The sequence below is a fragment of the Mesorhizobium sp. B4-1-3 genome, from assembly GCF_006439355.1.
Taxonomy (GTDB): Bacteria; Pseudomonadota; Alphaproteobacteria; order Rhizobiales; family Rhizobiaceae; genus Mesorhizobium.
This window is the reverse complement of sequence record NZ_VFTG01000002.1, coordinates 330,888-355,297: the sequence shown is the minus strand read 5'-3', so window position 1 is coordinate 355,297 and position 24,410 is coordinate 330,888. Positions and strand designations below refer to the sequence as shown.

At 64.6% G+C, this 24,410-nt stretch carries 18 protein-coding genes and 1 tRNA gene; 6 read left to right on the top strand and 13 right to left on the bottom strand.

The genetic code is table 11. From position 1 onward, the window contains the following. Window positions 1-27 precede the first annotated feature (27 nt). Window positions 28-1,491 carry a betaine-aldehyde dehydrogenase gene (gene betB, locus FJW06_RS04560; protein ID WP_140748632.1) on the top strand — a complete coding sequence of 488 codons (1,464 nt, stop codon included), beginning with the start codon at window positions 28-30 and terminating at the stop codon, window positions 1,489-1,491. On the opposite strand, the gene FJW06_RS04555 is transcribed toward betB, so the two are convergent. Continuing rightward, on the bottom strand, window positions 1,485-3,725 hold the full coding sequence (locus FJW06_RS04555; RefSeq protein ID WP_140748630.1) for an AGE family epimerase/isomerase: 2,241 nt from the start codon (window positions 3,723-3,725) through the stop codon (window positions 1,485-1,487). The genes betB and FJW06_RS04555 overlap by 7 nt on opposite strands. A gap of 190 nt (window positions 3,726-3,915) precedes the next feature. On the opposite strand from FJW06_RS04555, the gene FJW06_RS04550 reads away from it, so the two are divergent. Together FJW06_RS04550 and FJW06_RS04545 are read left to right on the top strand one after the other, a co-directional pair. Continuing rightward, window positions 3,916-3,992 (top strand) — tRNA-Pro (locus FJW06_RS04550). A gap of 58 nt (window positions 3,993-4,050) precedes the next feature. Beyond that, the gene (locus tag FJW06_RS04545) at window positions 4,051-4,314 is read left to right on the top strand and encodes an Hpt domain-containing protein (protein ID WP_181178136.1); all 264 of its coding nucleotides are present in this window, start codon (window positions 4,051-4,053) and stop codon (window positions 4,312-4,314) included. 52 nt (window positions 4,315-4,366) lie between these two features. Here FJW06_RS04545 and FJW06_RS04540 read toward each other — a convergent pair whose 3' ends face one another. The 6 genes from FJW06_RS04540 to FJW06_RS04515 all read right to left on the bottom strand — a co-directional run bounded on the left by FJW06_RS04540 (window position 4,367) and on the right by FJW06_RS04515 (window position 12,067). After that, the gene (locus FJW06_RS04540; protein ID WP_181178135.1) at window positions 4,367-5,794 is read right to left on the bottom strand and encodes a glycosyltransferase; all 1,428 of its coding nucleotides are present in this window, start codon (window positions 5,792-5,794) and stop codon (window positions 4,367-4,369) included. Further along, window positions 5,791-6,828 (bottom strand): HEAT repeat domain-containing protein, encoded by a 1,038-nt coding sequence (locus tag FJW06_RS04535; protein ID WP_140748628.1) that lies wholly within the window; start codon window positions 6,826-6,828, stop codon window positions 5,791-5,793. The genes FJW06_RS04540 and FJW06_RS04535 overlap by 4 nt, the downstream gene beginning before the upstream one ends. 2 nt (window positions 6,829-6,830) lie before the next feature. After that, a complete protein-coding gene (locus FJW06_RS04530) occupies window positions 6,831-8,582 on the bottom strand; it encodes a YaiO family outer membrane beta-barrel protein (protein WP_140748626.1) in 1,752 nt (583 codons plus the stop codon). After that, window positions 8,582-8,974 (bottom strand): response regulator, encoded by a 393-nt coding sequence (locus FJW06_RS04525; RefSeq protein WP_140748624.1) that lies wholly within the window; start codon window positions 8,972-8,974, stop codon window positions 8,582-8,584. Before FJW06_RS04525 ends, FJW06_RS04530 begins: the two co-directional genes overlap by 1 nt. A gap of 255 nt (window positions 8,975-9,229) precedes the next feature. Beyond that, window positions 9,230-9,619: a response regulator gene (locus tag FJW06_RS04520; RefSeq protein ID WP_140748622.1), complete on the bottom strand. Its 390-nt coding sequence runs from the start codon at window positions 9,617-9,619 to the stop codon at window positions 9,230-9,232. Between the two features lie 6 nt (window positions 9,620-9,625). Further along, complete coding sequence (locus tag FJW06_RS04515; RefSeq protein ID WP_140748620.1) at window positions 9,626-12,067, bottom strand: ATP-binding protein; 2,442 nt, start codon at window positions 12,065-12,067, stop codon at window positions 9,626-9,628. 311 nt (window positions 12,068-12,378) lie between these two features. Here FJW06_RS04515 and FJW06_RS04510 point away from each other — a divergent pair, with 311 nt between their 5' ends. Continuing rightward, entirely contained in the window at window positions 12,379-12,708 is a 330-nt protein-coding gene (locus tag FJW06_RS04510; protein WP_140748618.1) for a hypothetical protein, read from the top strand. A 28-nt stretch (window positions 12,709-12,736) separates the two neighbouring features. Here FJW06_RS04510 and FJW06_RS04505 read toward each other — a convergent pair whose 3' ends face one another. The 4 genes from FJW06_RS04505 to FJW06_RS04490 form a co-directional block, all read right to left on the bottom strand. Continuing rightward, window positions 12,737-14,353, bottom strand: coding sequence for an ABC transporter ATP-binding protein (locus tag FJW06_RS04505; protein ID WP_140748813.1), 1,617 nt, complete (start codon window positions 14,351-14,353; stop codon window positions 12,737-12,739). A 16-nt stretch (window positions 14,354-14,369) separates the two neighbouring features. Further along, window positions 14,370-15,494: an ABC transporter permease subunit gene (locus FJW06_RS04500; RefSeq protein WP_140748616.1), complete on the bottom strand. Its 1,125-nt coding sequence runs from the start codon at window positions 15,492-15,494 to the stop codon at window positions 14,370-14,372. After that, on the bottom strand, window positions 15,487-16,410 hold the full coding sequence (locus FJW06_RS04495) for an ABC transporter permease subunit (protein WP_140748614.1): 924 nt from the start codon (window positions 16,408-16,410) through the stop codon (window positions 15,487-15,489). Before FJW06_RS04495 ends, FJW06_RS04500 begins: the two co-directional genes overlap by 8 nt. Before the next feature lie 177 nt (window positions 16,411-16,587). Further along, window positions 16,588-18,180, bottom strand: coding sequence for a peptide ABC transporter substrate-binding protein (locus tag FJW06_RS04490; RefSeq protein WP_140748612.1), 1,593 nt, complete (start codon window positions 18,178-18,180; stop codon window positions 16,588-16,590). Window positions 18,181-18,351: 171 nt separating this feature from the next. On the opposite strand from FJW06_RS04490, the gene FJW06_RS04485 reads away from it, so the two are divergent. After that, window positions 18,352-18,921, top strand: coding sequence for a TadE/TadG family type IV pilus assembly protein (locus tag FJW06_RS04485; RefSeq protein ID WP_246674521.1), 570 nt, complete (start codon window positions 18,352-18,354; stop codon window positions 18,919-18,921). Continuing rightward, window positions 18,918-20,675: a pilus assembly protein TadG-related protein gene (locus FJW06_RS04480; RefSeq protein ID WP_140748610.1), complete on the top strand. Its 1,758-nt coding sequence runs from the start codon at window positions 18,918-18,920 to the stop codon at window positions 20,673-20,675. The genes FJW06_RS04485 and FJW06_RS04480 overlap by 4 nt, the downstream gene beginning before the upstream one ends. 7 nt (window positions 20,676-20,682) lie before the next feature. On the opposite strand, the gene FJW06_RS04475 is transcribed toward FJW06_RS04480, so the two are convergent. Both FJW06_RS04475 and glgX read right to left on the bottom strand, forming a co-directional pair. Continuing rightward, the gene (locus FJW06_RS04475; protein WP_140748608.1) at window positions 20,683-22,338 is read right to left on the bottom strand and encodes an alpha-glucosidase family protein; all 1,656 of its coding nucleotides are present in this window, start codon (window positions 22,336-22,338) and stop codon (window positions 20,683-20,685) included. After that, a complete protein-coding gene (glgX, locus tag FJW06_RS04470; protein WP_140748605.1) occupies window positions 22,338-24,335 on the bottom strand; it encodes a glycogen debranching protein GlgX in 1,998 nt (665 codons plus the stop codon). The genes FJW06_RS04475 and glgX overlap by 1 nt, the downstream gene beginning before the upstream one ends. Window positions 24,336-24,410 lie beyond the last annotated feature (75 nt).

Below are 24,410 nucleotides of genomic sequence, written 5' to 3'. Positions count from 1 at the left end.
GATCGGCCAACAGTTCTGGAGAAAGCCATGCGCGCCCAACCGACGGCATCGCACTACGTCAACGGCCGCTATATTGAAGACGAAGGCGGTGCACCGCTGCCGGTGATCTATCCGGCGACGGGCGAGACCATCGCCACGCTTCATTCAGCGACGACGAACGTTCTGGAACTCGCCATCGAGGCCGCGCGCGCCGCGCAGCCGGCCTGGGCGCGGCTGAAGCCGGTCGAGCGCGGCCGCATCCTGCGCCGGGCCGCCGACATCCTGCGCGCGCGCAATGCCGATCTTGCCCGCATCGAGACGCTCGACACCGGCAAGGCGATCCAGGAGACACTGGTGGCGGATGCGCCTTCGGCAGCCGACTGCCTGGAATATTTCGCCGGCGCGGTCGCTGCCTTCAACGGCGAGATGATCGACCTTGGTGGGCCCTTCGCCTACACGCGGAGGGAGCCGCTCGGCGTGTGCGTCGGCATCGGCGCCTGGAACTATCCGATCCAGATCGCGGGGTGGAAGTCGGCACCGGCGCTCGCCATGGGCAATGCCATGGTGTTCAAGCCGTCGGAAAACACGCCGCTGTCGGCGCTGGCGCTGGCCGAGATCTACTCGGAGGCCGGCCTGCCCGACGGGTTGTTCAACGTCGTGCAGGGCTATGGGGATGTCGGCGCCGGCCTCATCGGGCACGACATCGTGGCAAAGGTCTCGGTGACAGGCTCGGTGCTGACCGGCCGCAAGGTGCTTTCGCTCGCCGGCTCCAAGATGAAGCACGCCACCATGGAACTCGGCGGCAAGTCGCCGCTGATCGTCTTCGACGACGCCGATCTCGAGAACGCCATCGGCGGCGCCATGCTCGGCAACTTTTACTCCACCGGGCAGATCTGCTCGAACGGCACGCGCGTCTTCGTGCAGAACGGCATTCATGACCGCTTCGTCGACCGGCTGATCGAGCGCACCAAGAAAATCCGCATCGGCGACCCGCTCGATCCCGAAACGCAGATGGGGCCGCTGGTCAACAAGGCGCAGCAGGATAAGGTCGTTTCCTACATCGCGGCCGGCAAGCAGGATGGCGCGAGCCTCGCCTTTGGCGGCAACGTGCCGTCGCTGCAAGGGTTCGAAGGCGGCTTCTTCGTCGAGCCGACTGTGTTCACCAATGTCACCGATAACATGCGGATCGCGCGCGAAGAGATTTTCGGGCCGGTGATGAGCGTCTTGAAATTCGACAGCGAGGACGAGGTGATCGAGCGCGCCAACGACACCGAATTCGGCCTCGCGGCCGGCGTATTCACCCGCGACCTGCCGCGCGCCCACCGGGTGATTGCCGAACTGCAGGCCGGCACCTGCTGGATCAACGCCTACAATCTGACGCCGGTGGAAATGCCCTTCGGCGGGGTCAAGCAGTCCGGCATCGGCCGTGAGAATTCGCTAGCCGCGCTGGCGCATTACTCCCAGCTGAAGGCGGTCTATGTCGAGACCGGGGACGTGGCGGCGCCCTACTGAGACCTCTCCGCCGTCCCATCCAGATATTGCGTCAGCGCACAGACCAGGTGGTAAAAGATGCTGGCCGGCACCTCGGTCGCCAGTGAGCGGCCGCGCTCGTCGATGCGGTCGATCCACAGACCGAGCGGCGCCGGATCGATGTGCCAGCGGAACAGGCGGCCGACGCGCGCTTCGATTTCGGGCTTGAGGTCGGGCCCGCCCGAGCCGTCGAGCGCGATCGCCGCCTTGATCGCCTCGGCCTGCGGCCAGCTGCGCGAGACCGTGTCGAGCGGCAAGCCCTGCCGAGAAACGGCGCCATAGGCGAGGCCGGTGGCGCGGTTGAGGCCGTTGGCAACGGCCGAGGCATAAAGCTTGCGGGCGAAGGCGGTGAGTTCGCCTTGGCCGCTGCGGGCAGCGAAATCGACCAGCAGCGAGGCCCATTCGAAATGATGGCCGGGCTCGGTCCAGCTCCGCCTCTCACCCGCCGCCGGTTTCCAACCCTCGTCGAAATATTCGCCCAACGTCCAGCTTTCGGCATCGAAGAAATGGCTGCGGAAAAGGTCGATGATGCGCGCGGCGCGGCGCAGATAAGCGCGCTCGCCCGTCGCCTTGTGCCAGGCAAGGAAAGCCTCCAGCAGATGCATGTGCGGATTGGAACGCCGTTCTTCCGCACCGTCGGAGGTTTCCAGAAAGCCGGTCATGCGGGCGTCTTCCAGATGCGCATCGAGGAAGGAAAACGTCTCCTCGCCGAGCCGTAACGCGTCGGGGTGCCCCGACATATGGGCGTGGGCGAGCGCCAAAAGCACGCAGGAATGATCGTAAGCATCCTCCACCGGATCGGCGACCGAGCCGTCGATGTTGAACGTGCGCACCCAGCCGCCGCGGTCGGTGCGGCCCTGCCCCGCCATGAAGTCGATGCCATGCGCGATCAGCCGGTCCGCCGGGCCGTCCCAGCCGTGCTCCTTGGCTACCGCGAAGGCATAGACCTGACGCGCCTGGGTGCGCATGCGCTTCGGCTTCATCAGCGGCGAGGCATCGAAGCGCAGCGCCTCGTGGAAACCGCCATGGCGCTCGTCTACGCCGACCGTCGACCACAGCGGCAGCGTCTCCTCGAACAGCCAGTGGCGCACGCGCCGCCGCCAGGCGCCACTCTCGATGACACGGTCATGCGCCGGCGTGAACCGCGTCTCCAGCCGGCCGGATTTCTCCAGCTGCTCGACGATCTTCTTGACGTGCTGGCTATGGCTCACTGGGGCGACGAAGGTGGCATCGGCGGTGGAGACGATGGCCACGTCCTTCATGCCGATGGCCGACAGCAGGCGACCTTCGCTGCGGATATAGGAGTTCTCGCAATCGATGGCGACGACGTCTCCGACGATGACGTTGCCCTGCCCATCGGACGGGCCGACATCCAGCAGCGACTGCCAGGAGCCGAGATCGTTCCAGCGGAAGCCGGCCGGCACCATCGCGATGTCTTTCGCGCGCTCCATGATGGCGTAGTCTATAGAGGTCGACGGGATCTCGGAATAAAGGTCCAGCGGCATATAGAGGCCGGACAGATCGCTGGTCGCGGCCTCGTAGGCGGTCTCCGTCGCCTGCCAGATTTTCGGTTCATAGGCCGCGAAGGCGTCGCGCATGGCGCCGGCGCGGAACAGGAAGATGCCGGTGTTCCAGTAGAAGCTGCCGTCGTCGAGATAGGCCTGCGCGGTGGCGAGATCGGGCTTCTCGACGAAGCGCGAGACGTCGAAGACGCCGTCCCTGCCGGTCCCGACCTCGATATAGCCGTAGCCCGTCTCGGGCTGGGTCGGCTTGAGGCCGAACACCACGAGCCGCCCGGCATTTGCCGCAGCCGCGCCTGCCTCGATGCTCTGCCAGAACTGAGCGGTCGTCGAAATCTCATGATCGGACGGGACCACCAGCACAAGCTCGTCGCCATATTCGGAGAGCGTGCGCAGGCTGGCCAGCGCCACCGCGGCAGCCGTGTTGCGGCCCGTCGGCTCGAACAGCGGCCCGCCGCCACCGAGATCGATGCCCGCAAGGTCGGCATGGACGCGCTCGGCGTGACGCTCCGCGGCGATCAGGAAGATCGGCGTCTCGCCCTGCGGCCGCGCCGCAAGGCGGCGCAAGGTTTTCGCCAGCATCGAGCCGTCGCCGGAAAAATCGTGGAACTGCTTGGGATTGTCCTCGCGCGACAGCGGCCACAGCCGCGAGCCGACGCCGCCGCTCATGACAAAACTGACGATACGCTGACTCATGAACGACCTTGTCAAACGTCCGGCTCCGACGCGCTGGACTTACGACAAAGCCTTTAAGCCCACCTTTACCTCGCAGCCAAATCCTATGCCATTCGGGCAAGCTTCGCGAAAGAAAGGAAATGCGACAGAAGTGCTGTCATTGACGCTTGCAGGATCGGAAAGCGGCAGCTATAAGCCCGCGGTCTGGTCACGGAGTGTAGCGCAGTCTGGTAGCGCACCTCGTTCGGGACGAGGGGGTCGCAGGTTCAAATCCTGCCACTCCGACCAGAAAAAACAATGGGCTAGCGGTGGAGCCAGCCTCATCCCAAACGATCCCTTCGCCCCGTTGCGCCAACGCTTCCTCGCCCGCTGCGCCGATCAACTCGCCGAGCTGAAGGCCATCGCGCATCAGGCTGCTCCCCTGCCCGGCAACGACCCGCTGGTCCGCCTCGCCCATTCGCTCGCCGGCGCCGCCGGCACATTCGGCTTCGCTGAAATCAGCGCGCGCGCGTCCGCGCTGGAGACGCTGCTCGTCGAGCAGGCGGATGGCGCGAGCGTGCGGGCGGCGCTTGATGGCTTGATCGCGGAGATCGAGGGGACGCTGGCGTGAATGGCGCGGGCTAATCCCGGTGTGAATGACCCCGGCCTGAAGCCGCCGGGGCCTATTTCTTGGCGGCACCGAGCCCGGTCCTGGTCATCTCGCCCCAGCCCTGGTTACCGCGCAGATATTGCCACCAGCCCTTCACGCGCCAGAAATTATTGAGCTGGCGATAGCCGAAATTCTCGATGACGGCGGCGGCTGTCAGCACGGCAAGGTCCCTGGCGCGAGGAAAGCGCTGCAGCTCGGCCTCTTCGAGGATCAGCGAGCAGACGCTGACGCAGACCCCATAGGTGAAGATGAGCGCGGTGAAGGCGAGAAGATATTCCGCCGAAAGAATGCCGAGCAGCCAGAAGGCCGGGATCAGGATGTAGCCCAGCACCTCCGCCACCGGCCCCAGCACGTCGACAATCAGGATGTGGCCGAAGCCGAGGAAGCCGACGCGGCCGTAGCGCGGATTGAACAGCATCGAGCGATAGCGGAAGAAGCATTCGAGCGCGCCGCGCTGCCAGCGGGAGCGCTGGCGGGCGAGCACGCTCAGCGATTCCGGCGCCTCGGTCCAGCACACCGGCTCGGGAATGAACTGGATGCGGTATTTGCGGTTTTTATCGCGCATATGGCGGTGCAGCTTGATGACGAGGTCGAGGTCCTCGCCCATCGAACCCTTGGTGAAGCCGCCCACCGCCACCACTTCCGCGCGGCGGAACATGCCGAAGGCTCCGGAGACAAGCATCAGCGTGTTGATGCTGCTCCAGGCCAGTCGCGCCATGAGGAAGGCGCGCAAATATTCGACCACCTGAAACAAAGGGAGCAAGCGGCGCGGGAGGTGGACCTCGCGCACCCTGCCCGCCTCGATCTTCGAACCATTGGCGATGCGGATCGTGCCGCCCACGGCAATGGTGCGCTCGGGGTCGTCGATGAAGGGCTGGGCAGCGCGCATCAAGGCATCCGGCTCGAGGATGGAGTCGCCGTCGATGACGCAGAAGAGCGGCGCGCGGCAAACATTGATGCCAGCGTTCTGGGCATCGGCCTTGCCGCCATTTTCCTTGTCGACCACGAACAGCCGTTCCGTCATCGGCGAGGAATAGAGGCCGCGGATCGGCTGGTGGGCGAGCGCCTCCTCAAAGGGCCGTTGGAACTTCATCAGCTTAAAGGCATCGATCAGGCGTTGCAGCGTGTCGTCCTTCGAGCCGTCATTGATGACGACCACCTCGAAATTCGGATATTCGAGCGCGAGCATCGAATGCACGCTCTCGACCACGTTCAGTGCCTCGTTATAGGCCGGAACCAGCAGCGCGATCGGCGGCGCGACGTCGCCATAGCGCTGCCATAGCAACGCCGAGCGCGCCACCGGCGGGCGCTTGGACAGCGCGTAACCGGCAAAAACGAGTTGCAGGAGGTAGATCGTTGTCTGCGCCAACCCAGCCGCGATGATGAACCAGGAAAGGACGGTGGCGGCCAGAACGACCTCGTGACTCCACTCGGCGATCATAGGACCGGTCCCTCGGCAAGGATAAGCGAGGCGGTGCGCTGGCTGCGCGAAACCTCAGCGGAAGCAATTTCGCGCAGCAGCCGCTCTCCCGGCTGGCCGAAGGAGCGCAGCGCATTAGCGGCGGCATAACGCACGGTCCAGACCTCGTCATCCAAGAGCCTGGAGAGCGGCGCGGCGAGCTCGGGCAGACCGAGGCGCCCCGCGGATTCGGCGGCGGCGGCGCGCACGTCCCAGTCGTCATTGGCCATGGCGCGCTTCAGGATGGCCGGCGCCTGGGCATGGCCAGTGAGGCCCAAGGCCCGCAGCGCGGCGGCGACAACTTCGGGCGAGGCATCGTCGGCTAGGCCAGCGAAGAAATCGGCAAAACCGAAGCCGCCGGCATGGGCGAGCGCGTCGATCGCAGCCGCCCTGACAAAGGGCGAGGCGTCCACCCGCGATGCGTGAACCGCAAGCTCGTTGAAGCGCGAACGCGGAAAGCGCCGGAACAGCTCGATCAGGCGGCGCGAGCGCTGCCCCGCCACGCCGATGAAATCCAGCGCAGTGCCGAGCAGGGGCAGGCTGCCCAGATCGCAGAGCGCGATGGCCGCCGCTATCCTGACTTCGCGTGAACGGTCCTGTGCGAGCGCCGAAAGCAGCTTTGCCGAGGCATCCTCCGAACCCAGCGCCGCCAGCATCTCGGCGGCGTGAATGCGTTCGGCGACGTTGCCTTTCTGCAGCAGCCGGCCGACACGGTCCGGCAGATCGCATTCGTTGAAGGCGACCAACACATCATCCCTCTCCTCGCCGCGCAGCAGCGAAATGAACTCGAAGCCGGCGTCTATTGCCATGCCGGCCTGCACGCCAAGCACCGTCGCCTTCAAGGCCTCGCGATCGCGGTTCTCGGTGAAGGCGATCAGTGCCGTCAGCACTTGGCGCCGCTGATCAGCCGGCGCCCTGCCCCGGCGCTCCTGCAGCACACGGCGCGCGATCAGGAGCAGCATGGTCGCCAGGGACAGCGCGCTGAGCAGTATCGACAGGTCCCAGATATACCACATCGTCAAAACCGCGCCGTCAGGCCGAGGCCGAATATGTTGCGGTCGAAGGTCGGGCGTTCTTCATGCGCGATGCTCGCGCGCAGTGTCAGCGGGTCGCTGACGTCGAACGAAATGCCGCCGAAGACGGTGCGCGTCGGCACCAGCGCGCCGTCGTCGATCTCGGGGGCGTCGGCATAACCGGCGAAGACGTTGAAGCGTGGGGTCACCGCGAGGTCGGCGCGAAGCACATAGCCGTCGGCGCGCGTGCCGATCTCGTCTTGGGCATGCACCCAGCGGGCGGAGAGGCCCAGGCGGCCGTCGAGGACGTAGCCCTGGATCCAAGGCTGGATGCTGGTGACGCTCGTATCGGCGAAATTGTCGTAGCGGGCATCGATGTTGAGCGAGAGCGGGCCGAACGCCTTTGCCGGCGCCACGACCTGCCAGGATGCGCCGGCTCCAATCGAATAGCGCGCCAGGAAGTCGGCGTCCGGCGTCGCCGCGGCGAGCGCATAAGCGGAGAAGGCCGGCGTGAAAGCCTGGTCGATGCGACCCTCGATCTGGGCGTCGGTGCGGCCGAAACGCGTCGCCAGCCGGGTGTGGCCGGAAAGCGTCGTGCGCGGCGACAGCCGGTAAGCAAGACCGGCAGAGCTGTCGGTCCAGTTGCCCAGACCGTTGGTGAGATCGCTGACCTCGCTACCGAGATCGAGCCGCCATTTGCGCGGCGGCGGCACAGCCAGCCTTTGCTCAATGTCGGCAGTGCCCGGTTCGATGACGAGCGCCTGATGATAGGCTTGCCGCGCGGCCTCGTCGTCGCCCTCGGCGCGGCGCACATCGCCGATCCCGACCAGCGCCTCGGCATTCTTCGGCTCAAGCGCAAGCACACGTTGGAACGACTGCCCGGCACGCGTGTAATCGGCCTCGATCAGGGCGATCTTGCCGTCGAGGCTGAGCGCCTCGACATTGTCAGGCGCGGTCGCCAGCACGCCGTCGACCAGGGCTCGCGCGCGCGGCGCGTCGCCCTGCCAGATCGCCAGGCGCGCCTTGCCCAGGCTGGCATCGAGAAGACCGGGCTTTATGGCCAGCGCCCAGTCGAAGAAATGGTCGGCTTCGTCGAGACGCTGGCTGGAGCCCACAACGAGGCCAAGCGCGACCAGGATGTCGGTGTCCTTCGGCGCCAGCTTGAGGGCGCGGCGATAGACCTTCTCCGCCTCGGGGAGCTTGCCCGCCTGGCGCAGGCGCCTGCCCTCTTCCACGAGGCCCGGGAGGGGGTCGGGCCGGCGATGCGGCATCGTCGCCGCCGCCCGGGTAGAGGCGGCCGGTTTGAGCTTGCTGGCAGCCGACTGTTTTGCCTTGCGGATGTTCTCGACCAGCTTTCCAGCGTCGGTATTGGCCGGATCGGCCTTGGCAACGGTTTCGGCCAGCGGCAGCGCGGCATCCAGATTACCCGAGCGGAACTCGACCTCGGCCATGCCGAAGGAGGCGTCCCGATAGGTCGGGGCAATGGAAAGGGCTTTAGAGAAGGCATCGCGCGCGGCCGAAAGGTCGTTGCGGCCGAGTTCTGCGAAGCCAAGCTGGACCAGCGCGTCGGCATTGTCGGGCTTGAGCGCCAGCGCGCGCTTCAGGAGGTCGGCGGCCTCATCGAAATGCTGCGCTTGCCTCGCCTTCACCGCCGAGGCGTAGAGCTCGTCGACTGTCTGCGCGAGGGCCGCGGCCGGAGCGGCGGCAACGGCCAGGATCAGGCATGCGGTGAAGCTCAAGCGCCGGCCGCGCCGCATCAGCGCTTTCCGCTCTTGCGCGCGATGAGACGCGCCAGCCGGGCCAAAAGCTCTTCAGGAATGAACGGCTTCACCAAATAGTCGTCGGCGCCCTTGTCCAAGGCCGAGACAATGTCCTTTTGGCCCTTGCGGGCAGTCAGCATGACGACCGGCGTGTCGGACAAAGCCGGGTCGCCCTTGATGCGCGCCAGCACTTCAAGGCCGTCGGCCTTGGGCATCATCGCGTCGAGCACGACGACGTCGGGCGCGTCCTGTCGCACCTTCTCGAGCGCTTCCGCCCCATCGACCGCTTTGACGACCTCGTATCCCTTCGCCCTTAGCCTGAACTCCATCAGCTCAAGCAGCAAGGGGTCGTCATCGCAGATCAGAACTCTTGCCTTCGCTCCATCCACCAGTCCTGCTCCGGTTTACGCCTCGTTGCCCCCCGGAGTAACCCGATCCATGAACCGACATCCGCCAACGCGGTCCATGAAACAGCCCGCGCGGTCACCCGCGCTGACCCATGCAGCCTCGATCATAGACGGACCGATTCGCGGCGGCCTCATTTCGATACAATCAGTAGATGAATATCGGCGCATGGTATAGGAGGCGTAAACGCCGTAGCGGGCTTGCCGACAAGCTTCGGGGCGCTGTCGGCGCAATGCTGGCTAAGCCGCCGGGCCGCCGCGCGACGCAAGCAGCTTCTTCACGTCGCCGGCAAGCGCCAGCGGGTCGAAGGGCTTGGCGATGACACCCACCGCGCCCATGGAGAGATAGCGTTCGACCTCATGCGTCTGGGTGCGCGCGGTAATGAACACCACGGGTATCGGCGCCGTCGGCGGCGATGCGGCCAGGCGCTTCAGCGTCTCCGGGCCGTCCATGTCCGGCATCATCACGTCGAGAAGGATGAGGTCGGGCCGCCATGCCGCCGCCTCGACCAGTGCCTCGGCGCCCGAAGTGGAGGACCGCACCTCGAAGTCCGGTTCCAGCTCAAGCGACATCTGGGCGATTTCGCGGATGTCGTCTTCGTCGTCCACATAAAGGATTTTCGCCGGCATAAAGGGTCACTCCTTGGCCTGCGTGGTGGCTCCCGCGCCGTCGGCGGCCGAGACCAGCATGTTCCTGACCAGTCTTGCAACGTCGATCTCCGACGCCTTGGTTTTGGTCATGATCGCCTGGACCCGATCGCCCAGCTTGTCGTCCAGCTCCGCCGCCGAAAACACGATGACCGCTGTTTCGAGCGGCAGATTGGCAAGCAGATCCAGTCCCGATCCGTCCGGGAGCGCGATGTCGAGGATGACCAGATCGAAGGGATTGCTCGCGATGGCCTGCTGCGCATCCTTCAGCGTTTTCGCCGAGATAATCGAGACACCCGAACCCAACCCTTCCGACATCACCGCAAGCACGCCCTCGTCGTCCTCGACATGCAGGATCTTCGGCTTCGGCTCGACCCTGCGGCCAGCGATCTTGGCCATGGCGGCGTGAAGGCGCTTCGAATCAACCGGCTTCTCCAGCCAGTCTACGATGCCGACCGCCGTGCCGTTCAGCGAACGCCTGGCCTCATCGGCGACAGCGGAGATGACGATGACCGAAATGTCGGAATTGACCTTCGACGCCCTGATGTCGTGGAAGAGCTTGATGCCGGATTCCCCTGCCAGCTTGATGTCGAGCGTCAGCGCCGCGTAGTCGCGGGAGCCGAGGAGAGCCTTGGCAGTGTCAATGTCGGGGGCAACGTCGCTGGAGAAGCCTTCCGCGTCGAGAAGCGCGGCGATCACCGCGGCGACATCGGGCTCGTCCTCGCAAATCAGGACGCGCAGACGGCCGTCGCGCTTGCGCGACCGGCGCTCGACGAAGACCGGTTTCGCCTCCTGCCTATGCGCTTCGGCAAGGTCGACGTGAAACGACGTTCCCTTGCCTTCCTCCGTTTCGAAGGAAACAGCGCCGCCCAACTTTTCGACGATGGTTTTGACGATGCTCAAGCCGAGACCCGTACCTCCCTTCCTGCGGGTGCTGGACGCGTCGGCCTGCTCGAACTTGCCGAATATGCGGCCGCGGAAGGCTTCGGGAATGCCGGCCCCCTGATCGATCACGGAGATACGCAGCATGCCGCCCTCACGGCGCTGCAGCTTCACCATCACGGTGCCGCCGTGCTCGGAGAACTTGATCGCATTGGACAGGAGGTTCGCCATCACCTGATGCAGGCGGTCAGGGTCGATATTGGACTCGGCGCGCGGCGCGTCGTCGACCAAGACGATGCGTATCCTGCTCTCGGCCATGTAATTGGAACTGGCGGCTATAGCCTGCTCCAGGACGGGGCGCAGGGGCATCTGCTTGATCTTGAAGCTGATGACGCCCGATTCGATCTTCTCGATGTCGAGGATGTCGTTGATGAGAAGAACCAGCCTTTCGCTGTTGTTGTGGGCGATGTTGACGAGATTGGCGGCCTTGGGCGGCAATTCGCCCGCAACGCCGGCCACGATCAGGCCGAGCGAGCCGCGGATCGACGTCAACGGTGTTCGGAGCTCGTGGCTGACGGTCGAGATGAAATCGTTCTTGAGCTGCGCGTTTTTCTTCTGCTCGGTGATGTCGCGGTTGTAGGTGATGACGCCGACGATCTTGCCGGTCTCGTCGCGGAAAGGAGCTTTCAACGTATAGAGCCAGCCCTGGCTGCCATCCAGGAAAAGCGCGGGCTGATCGATGCGCAATGTCTGCCCCGTTTCCAGCGGGCCCATTTCATCCTGCCTGAAACGCTCGGCCACGTCCTTTGAGTAGAAATCGAAATCCGTCTTGCCGATCAGGTCCTCGGCCGAGGCGGCGCGCATCATTTCGGCGGTGGCCGGGTTTGCAACGATGAAGCGGCCAGCGGCATCCTTTACGTTGAGGCAATCCGGCAGCTCGCGAACCATGGCACGGTAGATCATGTTGGACATTGCGAGATCGCGACGCCGCTGCTGCCGGTCGAGCAGCACGCCGATGATAAAGGTGCCGATGAAGCCGAGCACGAGAGACGGCAATGTGCTTTGCTGAACGAAGCCCGCGAGGAGCTGCTGGGGAATGACGAGAAGCGTGATCAACCCGGCAAGCGCCACCGTCACGCCAAGGCCGAGTATATCGAGCATGGTACGAGAGCGGACCGCGACGACATGGTACCATGCGATACCGACGACGGCGGTGATCAGGATGCCTATGACGCCGACATTGGCACCCTGCCCGCCCAAATAGAGGCGATAGGCGATGGAGCCGATGGTGACCACGAACATTGCAGGCCACCCGCCGAAGAACGCGGCGGCGCCGATAAAGGCAGCGCGCAGGTCGACGACAAAGCCGAAGACGTTGAGTGCGGTTGCCATGGAGATGACCGAGCCAGCGCACATGACCACGCCGAGAAGCAGCGACTGTATCAGCCGTGGAAGGCGTCCGGTAAAATCAGCCACAAGGTCCCAGGCGACGACCAGGATGGAGACCAACGCAAGATTAGCGAGGAGTGAGTGCCAGATTTCGGTCATGACTTTCCTGCTCCTTTTCTCCGATCAATACCGGCAAAATCTATCCGAGGTCTAAAGAGCCTGGGCTGAAACCATCACCGCCGCACGGCGCCACTCCGGGGCGACGATAGCAATGTCCTGGTTTGTAGCGGCGGCTTGAGCGGAGACCCGAGCGATTGCTTCGAGTGCCCTTCAGCATGAACGGTTCCGCGTCGAGAGGCAGCCGAAGTAGCTATCACCATCCATTAGGCTCGACAGCCGGCTCTTACTTTGGCCTAATGGCGTCCTGTCCTCCCGTGGAGCGCGGAGCCTGCAGAGCGGACAATGAGAAAATGACATTCAAGCGCACAGCCATCTTGATCGCGACGCTGCTTCTGGCGGCGGGCTGCTCGTCGACCACGGCGTCGATCAGCCCGGCGAAATACGACAAGATGAACTGCCCCGAGCTCAACAATGCGGTCGGCGAGACCGCAACCGATATTTCACGCACCGCGATCGCTCGCGGCAAGGTCGCCAACACCAGCGTGCCGACCTGGCTGCTCGGCGGCGAACGTGTGAAGACGGTGGTTGCCAATCGCGAAAGCGCCCGGATCGAACGGCTGCAGCAACAGCAGCAGGTGATCGTCGCGACGCGGAACCAGAGGTGCCCATCCGCGCATTAGGCGAGCGAGGCCAAGGCTTGCCCCGGCTTCAAGCGCTCATCCTGAATCGTGCCGTGTCGATCGCCGCGTTCATCAGCGTCTGGGTGTAGGCTTCGCGCGGATTGTCGAAGATCTCCTGCGTCGGACCTTCCTCGACGATCTTTCCCTGCTTCATGACGATAATGTAGTCGGCCATGGCGCGCACCACCGCGAGGTCGTGGCTGATGAAGAGGTAGGACAGTCCGTGGTCGGCCTGCAGCTTGCGCAACAGCTCGACGATCTGCTTCTGCACCGAGCGGTCGAGCGCCGAAGTCGGCTCGTCCAGCACCACCACTTTCGGCTTAAGGATCATGGCGCGGGCAATGGCGATGCGCTGGCGTTGGCCGCCGGAGAATTCGTGCGGGTAGCGGTTGCGCGCGTTGGGATCGAGGCCGACCTCGCGCAGCGCCTCGACGGCGCGCTGGTCGCGCTGCTTGCCCGTCAGCGAAGGCTCGTGCACCAGAAGCCCTTCAGTGATCACCTGGCCGACCGTCATGCGCGGCGACAGCGAGCCGAACGGATCCTGGAAGACGAGCTGCAATTCGCGCCTGAGCGGCCGCATCGCCTGGCGATCGGCCTCGGATATGTCGCGGCCGCCGAAGCGGATAACGCCGTCGCTGGGCAGCAGCCTCAGCAGCGCGCGACCGAGCGTCGACTTGCCCGAGCCCGACTCGCCGACGATGCCGATGGTCTGATTGCGCTTCAGCCGGACCGAGATCTTGTCCACCGCGCGCAGCATCAGCGGCTCGCCGCCGAGGAAACCGCCGCCGATCTTGAAGGCGACCTCGACATTGCGGCCCTCGAGCAGCACCGGCGAATCGGTTGGCGGTGGTGCCTTGCTGCCGGTCGGCTCGGCTGCGAGCAGCATCTTGGTATAGGCATGCTGCGGGTTGGCGAAGAGCGCTTCCGCCTCGCCCTCCTCCACCACCTCGCCCTGGCGCATGACATAGACGCGGTCGGCGAAGCGGCGCACGATGCCGAGATCATGCGTGATGAAGACGATCGCCATGCCGAGCTTGCGCTGCAGTTCGGCGAGCAGCATCAGGATCTGCGCCTGGATGGTGACGTCGAGCGCGGTCGTCGGCTCGTCGGCAATCAGGATGTCGGGATCGTTGGCCAAAGCCATGGCGATCATGACGCGCTGCCGCTGGCCGCCCGACATCTCGTGCGGATAGGATTTCATCCGCCGTTCGGGATCGGGGATGTGCACCAGCCTTAACAGCTTCAGCGCCTCTTCGCGCGCCGCCTGGGCATTCAGCCCGCGATGCCGCCGGATCGGCTCCATCAGCTGGTTACCGATGGTGTAGAGCGGATCGAGCGAGGTCATCGGCTCCTGGAAGATCATGCTGATCTTGCGGCCGCGCACCTTGTTGAGCTCGCTCTTGGTCATCGTCAGAAGGTTCTGCCCGCGATAGTCGACCTGGCCGGTGGCCTCGCCGTTGGAGGAAAGCAGGCTCATCGCCGCCATCATCGTCTGGCTCTTGCCGGAGCCGGATTCGCCGACGACGGCGACCGTCTCGCCGGCGTTGACCTTGACGTTGATGCCCTTGACGGCCTCGACCGTGCCGTCAAGGGTCTGGAAGCGGACGCGCAGGTCCTTGACTCTGAGGATCGTTTCGGCGGCCATGTCGGGCGTCCCCATCTTATCGATCCTTCGGGTCGAGCGCGTCGCGGAGGCCGTCGCCGACGAAATTCAGCGCGAACAGCGTCGAGACGAGGAAGAAGGCCGGGAACAGGAGCAGCCAGTTGGCATAGCCGATGTTCTTGGCGCCGACCGAGATCAGCACGCCCCAGCTGGTCATCGGCTCCTGCACGCCGAGACCGAGGAAGGAGAGGAAGCTCTCCAGGATGATGACCTGCGGCACCAGGAGCGTCATGTAGATGACCACCGGCCCGAGGAGGTTCGGAATGACATGGCGCAGCAGGATGCCGCGCTGGCCGACCCCCATGGCTTCCGCCGCCTGGACATATTCCTGCCTGCGGATCGACAGCGCCTGGCCGCGCACGATGCGCGCCATGTCGAGCCACAACACAGCGCCGACGGCCAGGAACATCAGCACGAAATTGCGGCCGAAGAACACCACCAGCATGATGACGAAGAAGATGAATGGCAGCGAATAGAGCACGTCGACGATGCGCATCATCACCTCGTCGACCCTGCCGCCGGCGAAGCCCGCCGCCGCGCCGTAGATGACGCCGATGACGCCGGCGACGACGCCGGCAAGCAGGCCGATGGCGAGCGAAATGCGCCCGGCCATCAGCGTGCGCGAGAGCAGGTCGCGGCCGGTGTTGTCGGTGCCGAAGAAGAAATATTGCTGCTTCACGGCCGAGCTCATCGTCACTTCGAGGCCGTCGGGCGACTTGTTCTCGATCCTGGTGTCGTCGAAGGCGTCCGAGCGGTCGAGATAGCGGACGTTGCGATCGTCGATCGGCTTGGTCGAGGTGACGGTGACGATGACGCGATTGCCGTCCTGGTGCCATTCCTTGATGTCGGCGCGCATGCGCTTGATGGCGTCGCCCAGCGCGCCCTGGATCATGTCGGGCTTCGGATAGGCCGAGAGGCTCGGGGGCATGCGCACATAGTCGCCATAGATGGTCGTGTATTGATGCGGTACGACCCAGGGGCCGCAAATGCTGATGACGGCGATGAAAGCCAGATAATAGAGGCTGAGCATGGCGGCGCGGTTGCGCTTCAGCCGCGCCCAGGCATTGCCCCAGAGCGAGCGGCCCACGATCGGCTCGGGTACGGCGACGGCGAGCTCAGTCATAGCGCACCCTCGGGTCGACCACCGCGTAGAGAAGATCGACGATCAGGTTGAAGACGATGGTGAAGAGCGCGATCACCACCACAGTTCCCATGACCAGCGTGTAGTCGCGGTTGAGCGCGGCATCGACGAAGTAGCGGCCGACCCCGGGGATGGAGAAGATCGTCTCGACGATGATCGAGCCGGTCAACAGCGCGGCTGCGGCCGGGCCGGTGAAGGAGACGATCGGCAGGACAGCGCCGCGCAGTGCGTGCTTGACGACCACCGACCAGTCGGAGAGGCCGAGCGCGCGGGCGGTGCGGATATGGTGCGAGCGCAGGCTCTCGATCATCGAGCCGCGCATCAGGCGCGCGACGATGGCGATCTGCGGCAGGGCCAGCGTTAGCACCGGTCCGACCTTGTTGATCAAGGCGCCGTCACCCCAGCCGCCGATCGGCAACAGCTTCCAGGAAAGTCCGAACACGAGCTGGATCACCGGCGCGGTGACGAAGGTCGGGATGGTGCTGCCGGCGGTGGCCAAGGCGATCACCGAATAATCGCCTATTTTATTCTGGTTGAGCGCCCCGATCGTGCCGAGGATCGAGCCCAACAGCAGCGCCAGCACCAGTGCCGATGTACCGATCTGCACCGAGATCGGCAGGCCCTTGGCGAAGAGTTCTGTGACGGTGAAATCCGGCAAATTGTAGCTCGGGCCGAAACTGCCGCGCAAAAGATTGCCGAGATAGTGGACATATTGCAGCCAGAGCGGATCGTTGAGACCGAACTGCGCTTCGAGATTGGCCCTGATCTCGGGGCTCAAGCCCCGCTCCTGGTTGAACGGGCCGCCTGGCGCGACGCGGATCAGGAAAAACGCCACTGTCACGATGACGAACAGTGTCGGGATGGCGGTCAACAGCCGCCGGAAGACATAACGCAGCATCGGCGCCCCGCTTCAGCCAGGGCGACAGGCTCTCCAGTCGAAGATCCGTGGCGCGCCGGCATCTCTGATCTTCGCACCGGGCAACCTGAAAATCCAATCCGACTTTCGGCCCGGCACGACGACAGACCGCGACCGCCGCTCCCAAAAAGAGAGCGGCGGCACGGCCAAGGTTTCTTGTCAGTCCTTGGAGATGAAGCGGGACGGATGAATGTCCATCACATTGTCTTCGAAGCCATGCACCTTCGAGGAAACGATGTCGTGGTAGCTGTAGTAGAGAAGCGGGATCTCGCCGACGTCGTCGACGAGGATGCGCTCGGCTGCGGCGAGGTCCTTCATGCGCTCCTCAGGCTTGCCGCCGGCGGCAGCTGCCTTGTCCATAGCGGCTTCATAGGCAGGGCTGTTGTAGTTCGAGTAGTTGTTGCCGCTCGCCTTGCGCGAGATGCCGAGGAAGGTCTCCGGATCCTTGTAGTCGGCGATCCAGGCGGCGCGGGCGACGTCGTAGTTACCCTTCTGCTCGAGGAAGCTATAGTGGGTCTTGGTGTCGGTGTTGAGCAGCGTCACCTCGACGCCGAGCGGCTTCAGCTGTTCCTGGATGGCGACCGCCGTGTTCTTGTGGTTCTCCGAGGTGTTGTAGCGGATCTCCATCTTCAACGGATGCTCGGGCGTGTAGCCGAGCTTTTCCAGGATCTTCTTGGCCGCATCCTCGCGGTCGATCTGCGGCATGTCGGCATATTTGGCCAGTGCCGGCGTGTAGCCCTCGATGCCCGGCGGCACCATCGAATATCCAGGCAGCATGGAGTTCTGCCAGACCTTCTCGGCCAGGAAGTCACGGTCGATCGCCATCGAGATGGCATTGCGCAGCTCGACATTGTCCCAAGGCGCCTTGTCGGTCTTGATCGCATAATAATAGGTGCCGAGATATGGCCCGACACGGACCTGGTCGCCAAATTTGGTTTTGAGATCGGCGAGTTGTTCAGTCGGCAGATCGCCATAGCTGTCAAGTTCGCCAGCCTCGAAGCGTTTCATTGCCGACGAGCGATCCTCGGTCGGGATATAGTTGACCACATCGAGCTTGACGCTCGCGGCGTCCCAGAACTTCGGGTTCTTGACCAGTTTCATGTGATCGTTGGGAACCCACTCCGCCAGCGTGTAGGCGCCGTTGGAAACCAGCTTGCCCGGCTTGATCCAGTCGGCGCCGAGCTTGTCCATGGAAGCCTTGCTGACCGGATAGGTCGCCTGGTGGGTCAGCATCTCCAGGAAATAGGGCGTCGGAGCCTTCAGCGTGACTTCAAGCGTGTTGGCGTCGATCGCCTTCACGCCCATACCCTCGGCCTTGCCTTTCTTGGTGTTGAAGTCCTCGGCGCCCTTCACCGGATAGAGCATCGAGGCATATTCCGCAGCGGTGGCGGGATCTTCCAGCCGATGGAACGAATAGACAAAGTCGTCTGCCGTCACCGGGGTGCCGTCGGACCAGAGGCCGTCCTTGCGCAGCTTGAAGGTGTAGACGGTGCCGTCATCCGACACCGTCCAGCTCTCGGCGGCGCCCGGAATGAGGTTCGTCTTCTGATCATGCATGACGAGGCCCTGGAACAGGTCGCGTATAATATCGGCCTCGTAGACCGTCGACGTCTTGTGCGGATCGACCGTCTCCGCCTCGGCGGCGGCGCCACGGTTGTAGACCGTTTCGGCGAAGGCAGGCGTATGGAAGGCCCCGGTCGCCAGAGCCATGGTGGTGGCGAACACTGTCGCCTTCAGCACGTTTTTCAGCATGAAGTTCTCCCTGTCGGCGCGGCCCCTCAGCCGCGCCTTTTTTAAGTTTTGACACCCCGGAACCGTTGAAACGGCCCCGTTTCAGGCGTGCCGCCGGTCCCTTCCGGCGGCTGGTGGCAGGAGACTAGACACAGCGAAATCTTATTTCAACCATTGCCTGCTTGACGCAAAGTGAGCGTCATCACGCTTAAACAGCGAAAACTAAAGCTTAGAGCTTGCTTTCAACTTGGCACACCTGCTGGTTGTTCGAGGCGTTTTCTGTTTTTGCAGGCAGGTTTTGGCATTCTGCGCACCATGCTGAAAAACCGAAATTCCCCCGTTCTGTGGTGTCGTTTCCGGGCTGACGCCACGGGCACGTCGGCAATCGAATTCGCCATGCTTGCGCCGATCTTCATCCTGCTTCTGCTCGGCATGGTTGCATATGGGATTTATTTCGGCGCCAGCCATTCGGTGCAGCAGATCGCCGCCGATGCGGCACGCACGGCGATTGCCGGCCTCAACCAGACCGAGCGGCAGGCGCTGGTTACCGATTTCGTCGCTCACGACGTCTCGGGCTATCCGTTCGTCGACCCCAACAAGCTGACCGTCAACGCGCAGGACAGCGTCGCCGACGGCAGCCAGTTCGTCGTCTCTGTCACCTACGATGCGCGCAACCTGCCGATCTGGAACCTATTCCGGACGCTGCCGCTGCCGGGCACGACAATCCAGAGCCAGTCGACGATCCGCGTCGGAGGGATATGATGCGGGCCAAGCGGGGATTGATTGCGGCGACGCGGAAGCTGCTCGCCGACCGTAGCGCGAATTTCGCCGTCATGACGGCGCTATGCACGCCAGTGGCGCTGGCGCTGACCGCCTTCGCGATCGACGAAGGCTCGCTTTACAACGAGCGCCGGGCCGCGCAGTCGATTGTCGACCTTGCCGCCATCACCGCTGCCTCGAACATCACCAATGCCCAGCAGGCGGTGCTGACGACGCTCGCCGACAACGGCATCACCTCGGTCGCCGTGCAGCAACAAGGCACCACCGTGGCGCCGACCGCCACCAAGGCGGTCGTCCAGATCGTGCCGGGGCGCTACACGGGCGTCAGCACCATTGCCGCCGGCAGCCGGTTCGAGGCGGGCAAGCTACCCTACAATGCCGTGCAGGTGTCCCTGAAGAAGCAGGGCACGCTCTATTTCGCCGGCTCGATCATGGCGCCGCCCACTCTCGGCACGACGGCAATCGCCAGCGCGCAGCCGCAAGCGGCTTTTTCGGTCGGCTCGCGGCTTGCCAGCCTCAATGGCGGCGTTCTCAACGCGCTTCTCGGCGGTCTTCTGGGCGGCAACGGCATCTCGCTCAGCGTGATGGATTACAATTCACTGGTGTCGGCCGATGTCGACGTTCTTTCGTTCACCGATGCGCTGGCGACGCAATTGCATCTGACGGGTGTGAGCTATTCCGACGTGCTCGCCTCCAAGGCGACGATCGGCCAGATCGCCACCGCGATGGCCAACGTGCCGGGGCTGGACCGCACGGCCAAGATCGCCCTGCAGACCATGGCCTCCAGCGCCACCAACACCGCCAAGATTCCGCTCGGCACCCTCATCGATCTCGGCTCCGTCGGCGATCTCGGCCTCGGGCAAAAGCCGGCCGGACTCAACGTGACGGCCAGCGCGCTCAGCATGCTCACCGCGGCGGCCGCTCTGGCGAACGGCACGAACCAGGTCGCGGTCAATCTCGGCGCCACTATTCCGGGACTGGCATCGACGACGCTGGCGATCGCCATCGGCGAGCCGATGCAGAACTCGGCCTGGCTGGCGGTGGGAGAAGCCGGCACCGTGGTGCGCACGGCGCAGACCCGAATCAAGCTCAACGCCAGTGTGACACTTGGCAATTCCAATCTCGGCGGCGGCACCAGTCTTGTCGCCGTCCACCTGCCGCTCAATGTCGAAGTGGCCTATGCCGAAGCGAAGCTGACCGATATCAGCTGCCCGACGGGTCCCTCCAGCATCAAGGTTTCGATCGCCGCGCAGCCGGGCGTGGTCTCAGCCCATCTCGCCAACAGCAGCGCAAGCGGCTTCGCGGATTTCACCAAGCCGCAGTCATTCTCCGACGCCGATATTGCGGACCTGAAGCTGTTGCTCGCCCCCGTGCTGCAGGTGACGGGCTCGTCGGCCTTCTCGGTCACCAACATGACGCCGACCACTCTGACCTACAACGCCACCGACATCGCCAACAAGGCGATCAAGACGGTGTCGACGAAGAACCTGACGCAGTCGCTGACGACATCGCTGGTCGACAACCTGACGCTTTCGGTCAATGCGCTGGGGCTCGGCCTCGACCTGACCGCCCTGCTCGGCACGGTGAAGCCGGCGGTGACGACGCTGCTCAACGGCGTGACCGCGCCGGTCGACAGCCTGGTCTACAACGTTCTTGGGGCGCTTGGCGTGCGCGTGGGAGAGGCCGACGTCCGGGTGACCGGCGCGACCTGCGGGCGTTCGGTGCTGGTTCAGTAAGTTGCCGTCAGCCGATTCTGGCGACGAAACTGCCCAGAGGCGGCAGTGCCAACACGCTGTCCTCGACAACACCAGTGAGAACGCCGGCGGCGTCAAGGTCAAATGCCGCTATCTCAGCCTCGCCGATCTCCGAGGGCAGCGCCCAGCCTGTGGCCTCGGCGGAGAAATTGAAGACGCAAAGCAGCCTTTCGCCGTCACGCTCGCGCAGGAAAGCGAGCACATCGCCATCGGCGCCGAGAAAGCGGATCGCGCCTTGGATCAGTGCGGGATGGCTCTTGCGCAAGGCAAGGATCGACCGATAGGCGGCAAGCACCGACCGCTCCTCACCATTCTCGACGTCGACCGCCCGAGCGCGATGCGCCTGCGGCACTGGCAGCCAGGGCTTGGCCGTCGAAAACCCGGCATTCTCGGCCTCCGCTTCCCAGACCATCGGGGTGCGGCAGCCGTCCCTGCCCTTCACACCCGGCCAGAAGCGGATGCCAACGGGATCGCGCAGGTCCTCGTAGGCTAGCTCGGCTTCCTCCAGCCCCAGTTCCTCGCCCTGGTAGAGACAGATCGACCCACGCAGGCATGACAGCAGCGCGATCGAGAACTTCGCCACCGCGTCCGGGTTCTCGCCGGGTCTGGTCCAGCGGCTGACATGGCGCACGACATCGTGGTTGGAGAAGGCCCAGCAGACCCAGCCGTCCGGGGCAGTCGTCTCGAACGCCTCCACGCAGCCGCGCACATGGGCGGCGGAAAATTGCGGGCTGAGCAAGTCGAAGGTGTAGCACATCTGCAATTTGTCGCCGCCGGAGACATAGGCGGCGAGCGTCTGCAAGGAACGCTCCTCGTCGCCCACCTCGCCGACCGCGGCGCGGCCCGGATATTCGTCAAGCAGCGCGCGGAAGCGTCTCAGGAAATCGAGGTTCTCGGGACGCGTCTTATCGAAGAGATGCTCCTGGAAGCCATAGGTGCTGGTGGACCCGTTGGTGCCGGCGACGCTTGACGCCAACGGCGGGTTGTCGCGCAGCCAGCGATCGTGGACATAGTAGTTGACGGTATCGAGCCGGAAGCCGTCGACGCCGCGCTCCAGCCAGAAGCGAAGGGTGTCGAGCAGCGCGTCCTGGACCTCCGGGTTGTGGAAGTTCAAGTCCGGCTGCGCGGCCAGGAAATTGTGCATGTAGTACTGCCGGCGGGTAGCATCCCACTCCCAGGCCGGGCCGCCGAACAGCGATTGCCAATTGTTGGGTGCGCTGCCGTCCGGCTTCGCATCGGCCCAGACATACCAGTCAGCTTTGGCGTTGTCGCGGCTGGCGCGGCTTTCGACGAACCATTCGTGCTTATCGGAAGAATGCGAGATCACCTGGTCGATGATGAGCTTCAGGCCGAGCCGGTGCGCCTCGGCGACCAAGGCGTCGAAATCCTCGAGTGTGCCGAACATCGGGTCGACATCGCGATAGTCGGACACGTCATAGCCCATGTCGGCCATCGGCGACTTGAAGAAGGGCGACAGCCAGATCGCGTCGACGCCGAGCGACGCGATATGGGCGAGCCGCGCTGTGATGCCCTTGAGATCACCGCTGCCGTTGCCGGTCGTGTCCTGGAAGGAGCGTGGATAGACCTGGTAGATGACGCAGCCGCGCCACCATTCGCTCCCTTGTCCGGAATTGTCGCCAACCATCACGAGCCCTTCTTGTTGCGCGATCCAGCGGCACGCCGCTCGATCATGAAACCGACGCTCCGGCCGGGTAGCGGCCGCGCAGGATCGACCGCCTGCGTCTCGACCGCCGGGAGCCATTCGAAGCCTTCCCGCGCGGGCAAGGTGAAGACGCATTGCCGGCGGTCGCCATTGATCATCACGGCAAGGCGGCCGCCCTCGTTGTCGCCGAGCAGCATGACGAGGCGATGGCGGCCGTGATCATTCCAGTCGGCTTCGCCGAGCGGCGCGCCGGTCTCGGTCAGCCAGGCCACGTCGGGGATTTCCGATCCGTTGGCCGGCTCGCCGGTCAGGAAGTGCGTATCGGCCAGCGCAGGAAAGGCCCGGCGCAGCGTGGCGAGCGACGATGCATATTGCTCAAGAGCCCGATCGCGGCCAGCCCAGTCGAGCCAGGTGATGGCGTTGTCCTGCGCATAGGCATTGTTGTTGCCTTTCTGCGTGCGGCCGAACTCGTCACCGGCCGTCAGCATGATGGTGCCGCGCGAGGCAAAGAGCGTGGCGAGCAACGCGCGCCGGTCGTTGAGGCGGGCGATGGCGATCGCCTCCTCGCCCGTCTCGCCCTCGGCGCCGTTGTTCCAGGACAGATTGTCATTATGGCCGTCGCGGTTCTGCTCGCCATTGGCGTCGTTGTGCTTGCGCTCATAGGCGACGATGTCGGCCAGCGTCATGCCGTCATGCGCGGCGATGAAATTGACCGTACGGCTCGTCGGCCGGTCGTCCCTGCCGAAGACGTCGGAGGACCCAGCAAGCCGGGTGGCGAGCGAGCCGATCGCGCCGGCATCGCCGCGCCAGAACCGCCTGACATCGTCGCGGTAGCGGTCGTTCCATTCCAGAAAGGGCGGGCGGAAATTGCCGAGTTGGTAGCCGTTTGGGCCGATATCCCATGGTTCGGCGATGAGCACGCGGTCGGCGAGCGCGGGATCGCCGGCGATGGCCTGAAGCAGGGGCGCTTCCGGATCGAAGGCACCGTCGACGCGCCCGAGCACCGGCGCCAGATCGAAGCGGAAGCCGTCGACGCCGGCGAAGCGGACGAAGTGGCGCAGCGTGTCGAGCACCATCTCCCGCACAACCGGATGGTCGCAGGCGACGGTGTTGCCGGTGCCGGTGTCGTTGACCAGCCGGCCGTCCGCCTGATGCCGATAATAGGCTCGCGCATCGAACCCGCGCAGCGACAGCGTCGGCCCAAGCCGGTCGCTCTCGCCGGTGTGGTTGAAGACGAGATCGAGGATGGTGCCGATGCCCGCCTTGCGCAGCGCGGCGATGGTGTCGCGCAACTCGTTGAGGCCGCCGGGCGCCAGACGCGGGTCGAGCGCCATGAAGGTGACGGGATTGTAGCCCCAGGCGTTGCTGAGGCCCAGCGGCGGCAGATGCCGCTCGTCGATCCAAGCGGTGACCGGCATCAGTTCCACGGCCGAGACGCCGAGACGCTTCAGGTGCTCGATGATGGCCGGATGGACGAGCGCCGCGACGGTGCCGCGCTGCGCTTCCGGCACTTCCGGATGCAATTTTGTGAAGGAACGGACGTTAAGCTCGTAGATCAGGCCGCCGGGCCGGAACAGCGGCGGCTTGGCCGGCACCGGCTCGAGCAAGGAACGCGCAATCGCCTTCGGCATCAGCGAGGCGGTGTCGGCGCCTTCGTTGCGTTTGGCGGCAAGCCGCCAATGATATTGGTGCGGACGGTCGACCTCGACGGCATAGGGGTCGGTAAGAAGCTTGTCCGGGTCGAACCACAGGCCGCGATCCGGCGCGTAGTCGCCGTCGGCGCGAAAGCCGTAACGCGTGCCGTCGCCAAGGCCGGGGACAAGGAGCGCATGCACGCCCTCGCCTTCCGGCTTGAGCTCCAGCCGGTCGATCTCGCGTGCGCCGCTGTCGTCGAAAAGCGAGACCCACAGGCGTCTCGCCGATGACGACCAGACGGCAAAGCGGACGCCTTCGGGGGTGACGGTGGCGCCGAGGGTCATGCGGGCTCCCCCCTCTCCCCTTGCGGGAGAAGGTGTCGCCGAAGGCGACGGATGGCGGGTGCTCCAGCTTGGCGA

Excerpts from the sequence above, each read along its gene's own strand:
- betB (WP_140748632.1), top strand. The coding sequence starts at position 28 with ATGCGCGCCCAACCGACGGCATCGCACTACGTCAACGGCCGCTATATT.
- FJW06_RS04555 (WP_140748630.1), bottom strand. The coding sequence starts at position 3,725 with ATGAGTCAGCGTATCGTCAGTTTTGTCATGAGCGGCGGCGTCGGCTCG.
- FJW06_RS04540 (WP_181178135.1), bottom strand. The coding sequence starts at position 5,794 with ATGATCGCCGAGTGGAGTCACGAGGTCGTTCTGGCCGCCACCGTCCTT.
- FJW06_RS04535 (WP_140748628.1), bottom strand. The coding sequence starts at position 6,828 with ATGTGGTATATCTGGGACCTGTCGATACTGCTCAGCGCGCTGTCCCTG.
- FJW06_RS04530 (WP_140748626.1), bottom strand. The coding sequence starts at position 8,582 with ATGCGGCGCGGCCGGCGCTTGAGCTTCACCGCATGCCTGATCCTGGCC.
- FJW06_RS04520 (WP_140748622.1), bottom strand. The coding sequence starts at position 9,619 with ATGCCGGCGAAAATCCTTTATGTGGACGACGAAGACGACATCCGCGAA.
- FJW06_RS04515 (WP_140748620.1), bottom strand. The coding sequence starts at position 12,067 with ATGACCGAAATCTGGCACTCACTCCTCGCTAATCTTGCGTTGGTCTCC.
- FJW06_RS04510 (WP_140748618.1), top strand. The coding sequence starts at position 12,379 with ATGACATTCAAGCGCACAGCCATCTTGATCGCGACGCTGCTTCTGGCG.
- FJW06_RS04505 (WP_140748813.1), bottom strand. The coding sequence starts at position 14,353 with ATGGCCGCCGAAACGATCCTCAGAGTCAAGGACCTGCGCGTCCGCTTC.
- FJW06_RS04500 (WP_140748616.1), bottom strand. The coding sequence starts at position 15,494 with ATGACTGAGCTCGCCGTCGCCGTACCCGAGCCGATCGTGGGCCGCTCG.
- FJW06_RS04495 (WP_140748614.1), bottom strand. The coding sequence starts at position 16,410 with ATGCTGCGTTATGTCTTCCGGCGGCTGTTGACCGCCATCCCGACACTG.
- FJW06_RS04490 (WP_140748612.1), bottom strand. The coding sequence starts at position 18,180 with ATGCTGAAAAACGTGCTGAAGGCGACAGTGTTCGCCACCACCATGGCT.
- FJW06_RS04480 (WP_140748610.1), top strand. The coding sequence starts at position 18,918 with ATGATGCGGGCCAAGCGGGGATTGATTGCGGCGACGCGGAAGCTGCTC.
- FJW06_RS04475 (WP_140748608.1), bottom strand. The coding sequence starts at position 22,338 with ATGGTTGGCGACAATTCCGGACAAGGGAGCGAATGGTGGCGCGGCTGC.
- glgX (WP_140748605.1), bottom strand. The coding sequence starts at position 24,335 with ATGACCCTCGGCGCCACCGTCACCCCCGAAGGCGTCCGCTTTGCCGTC.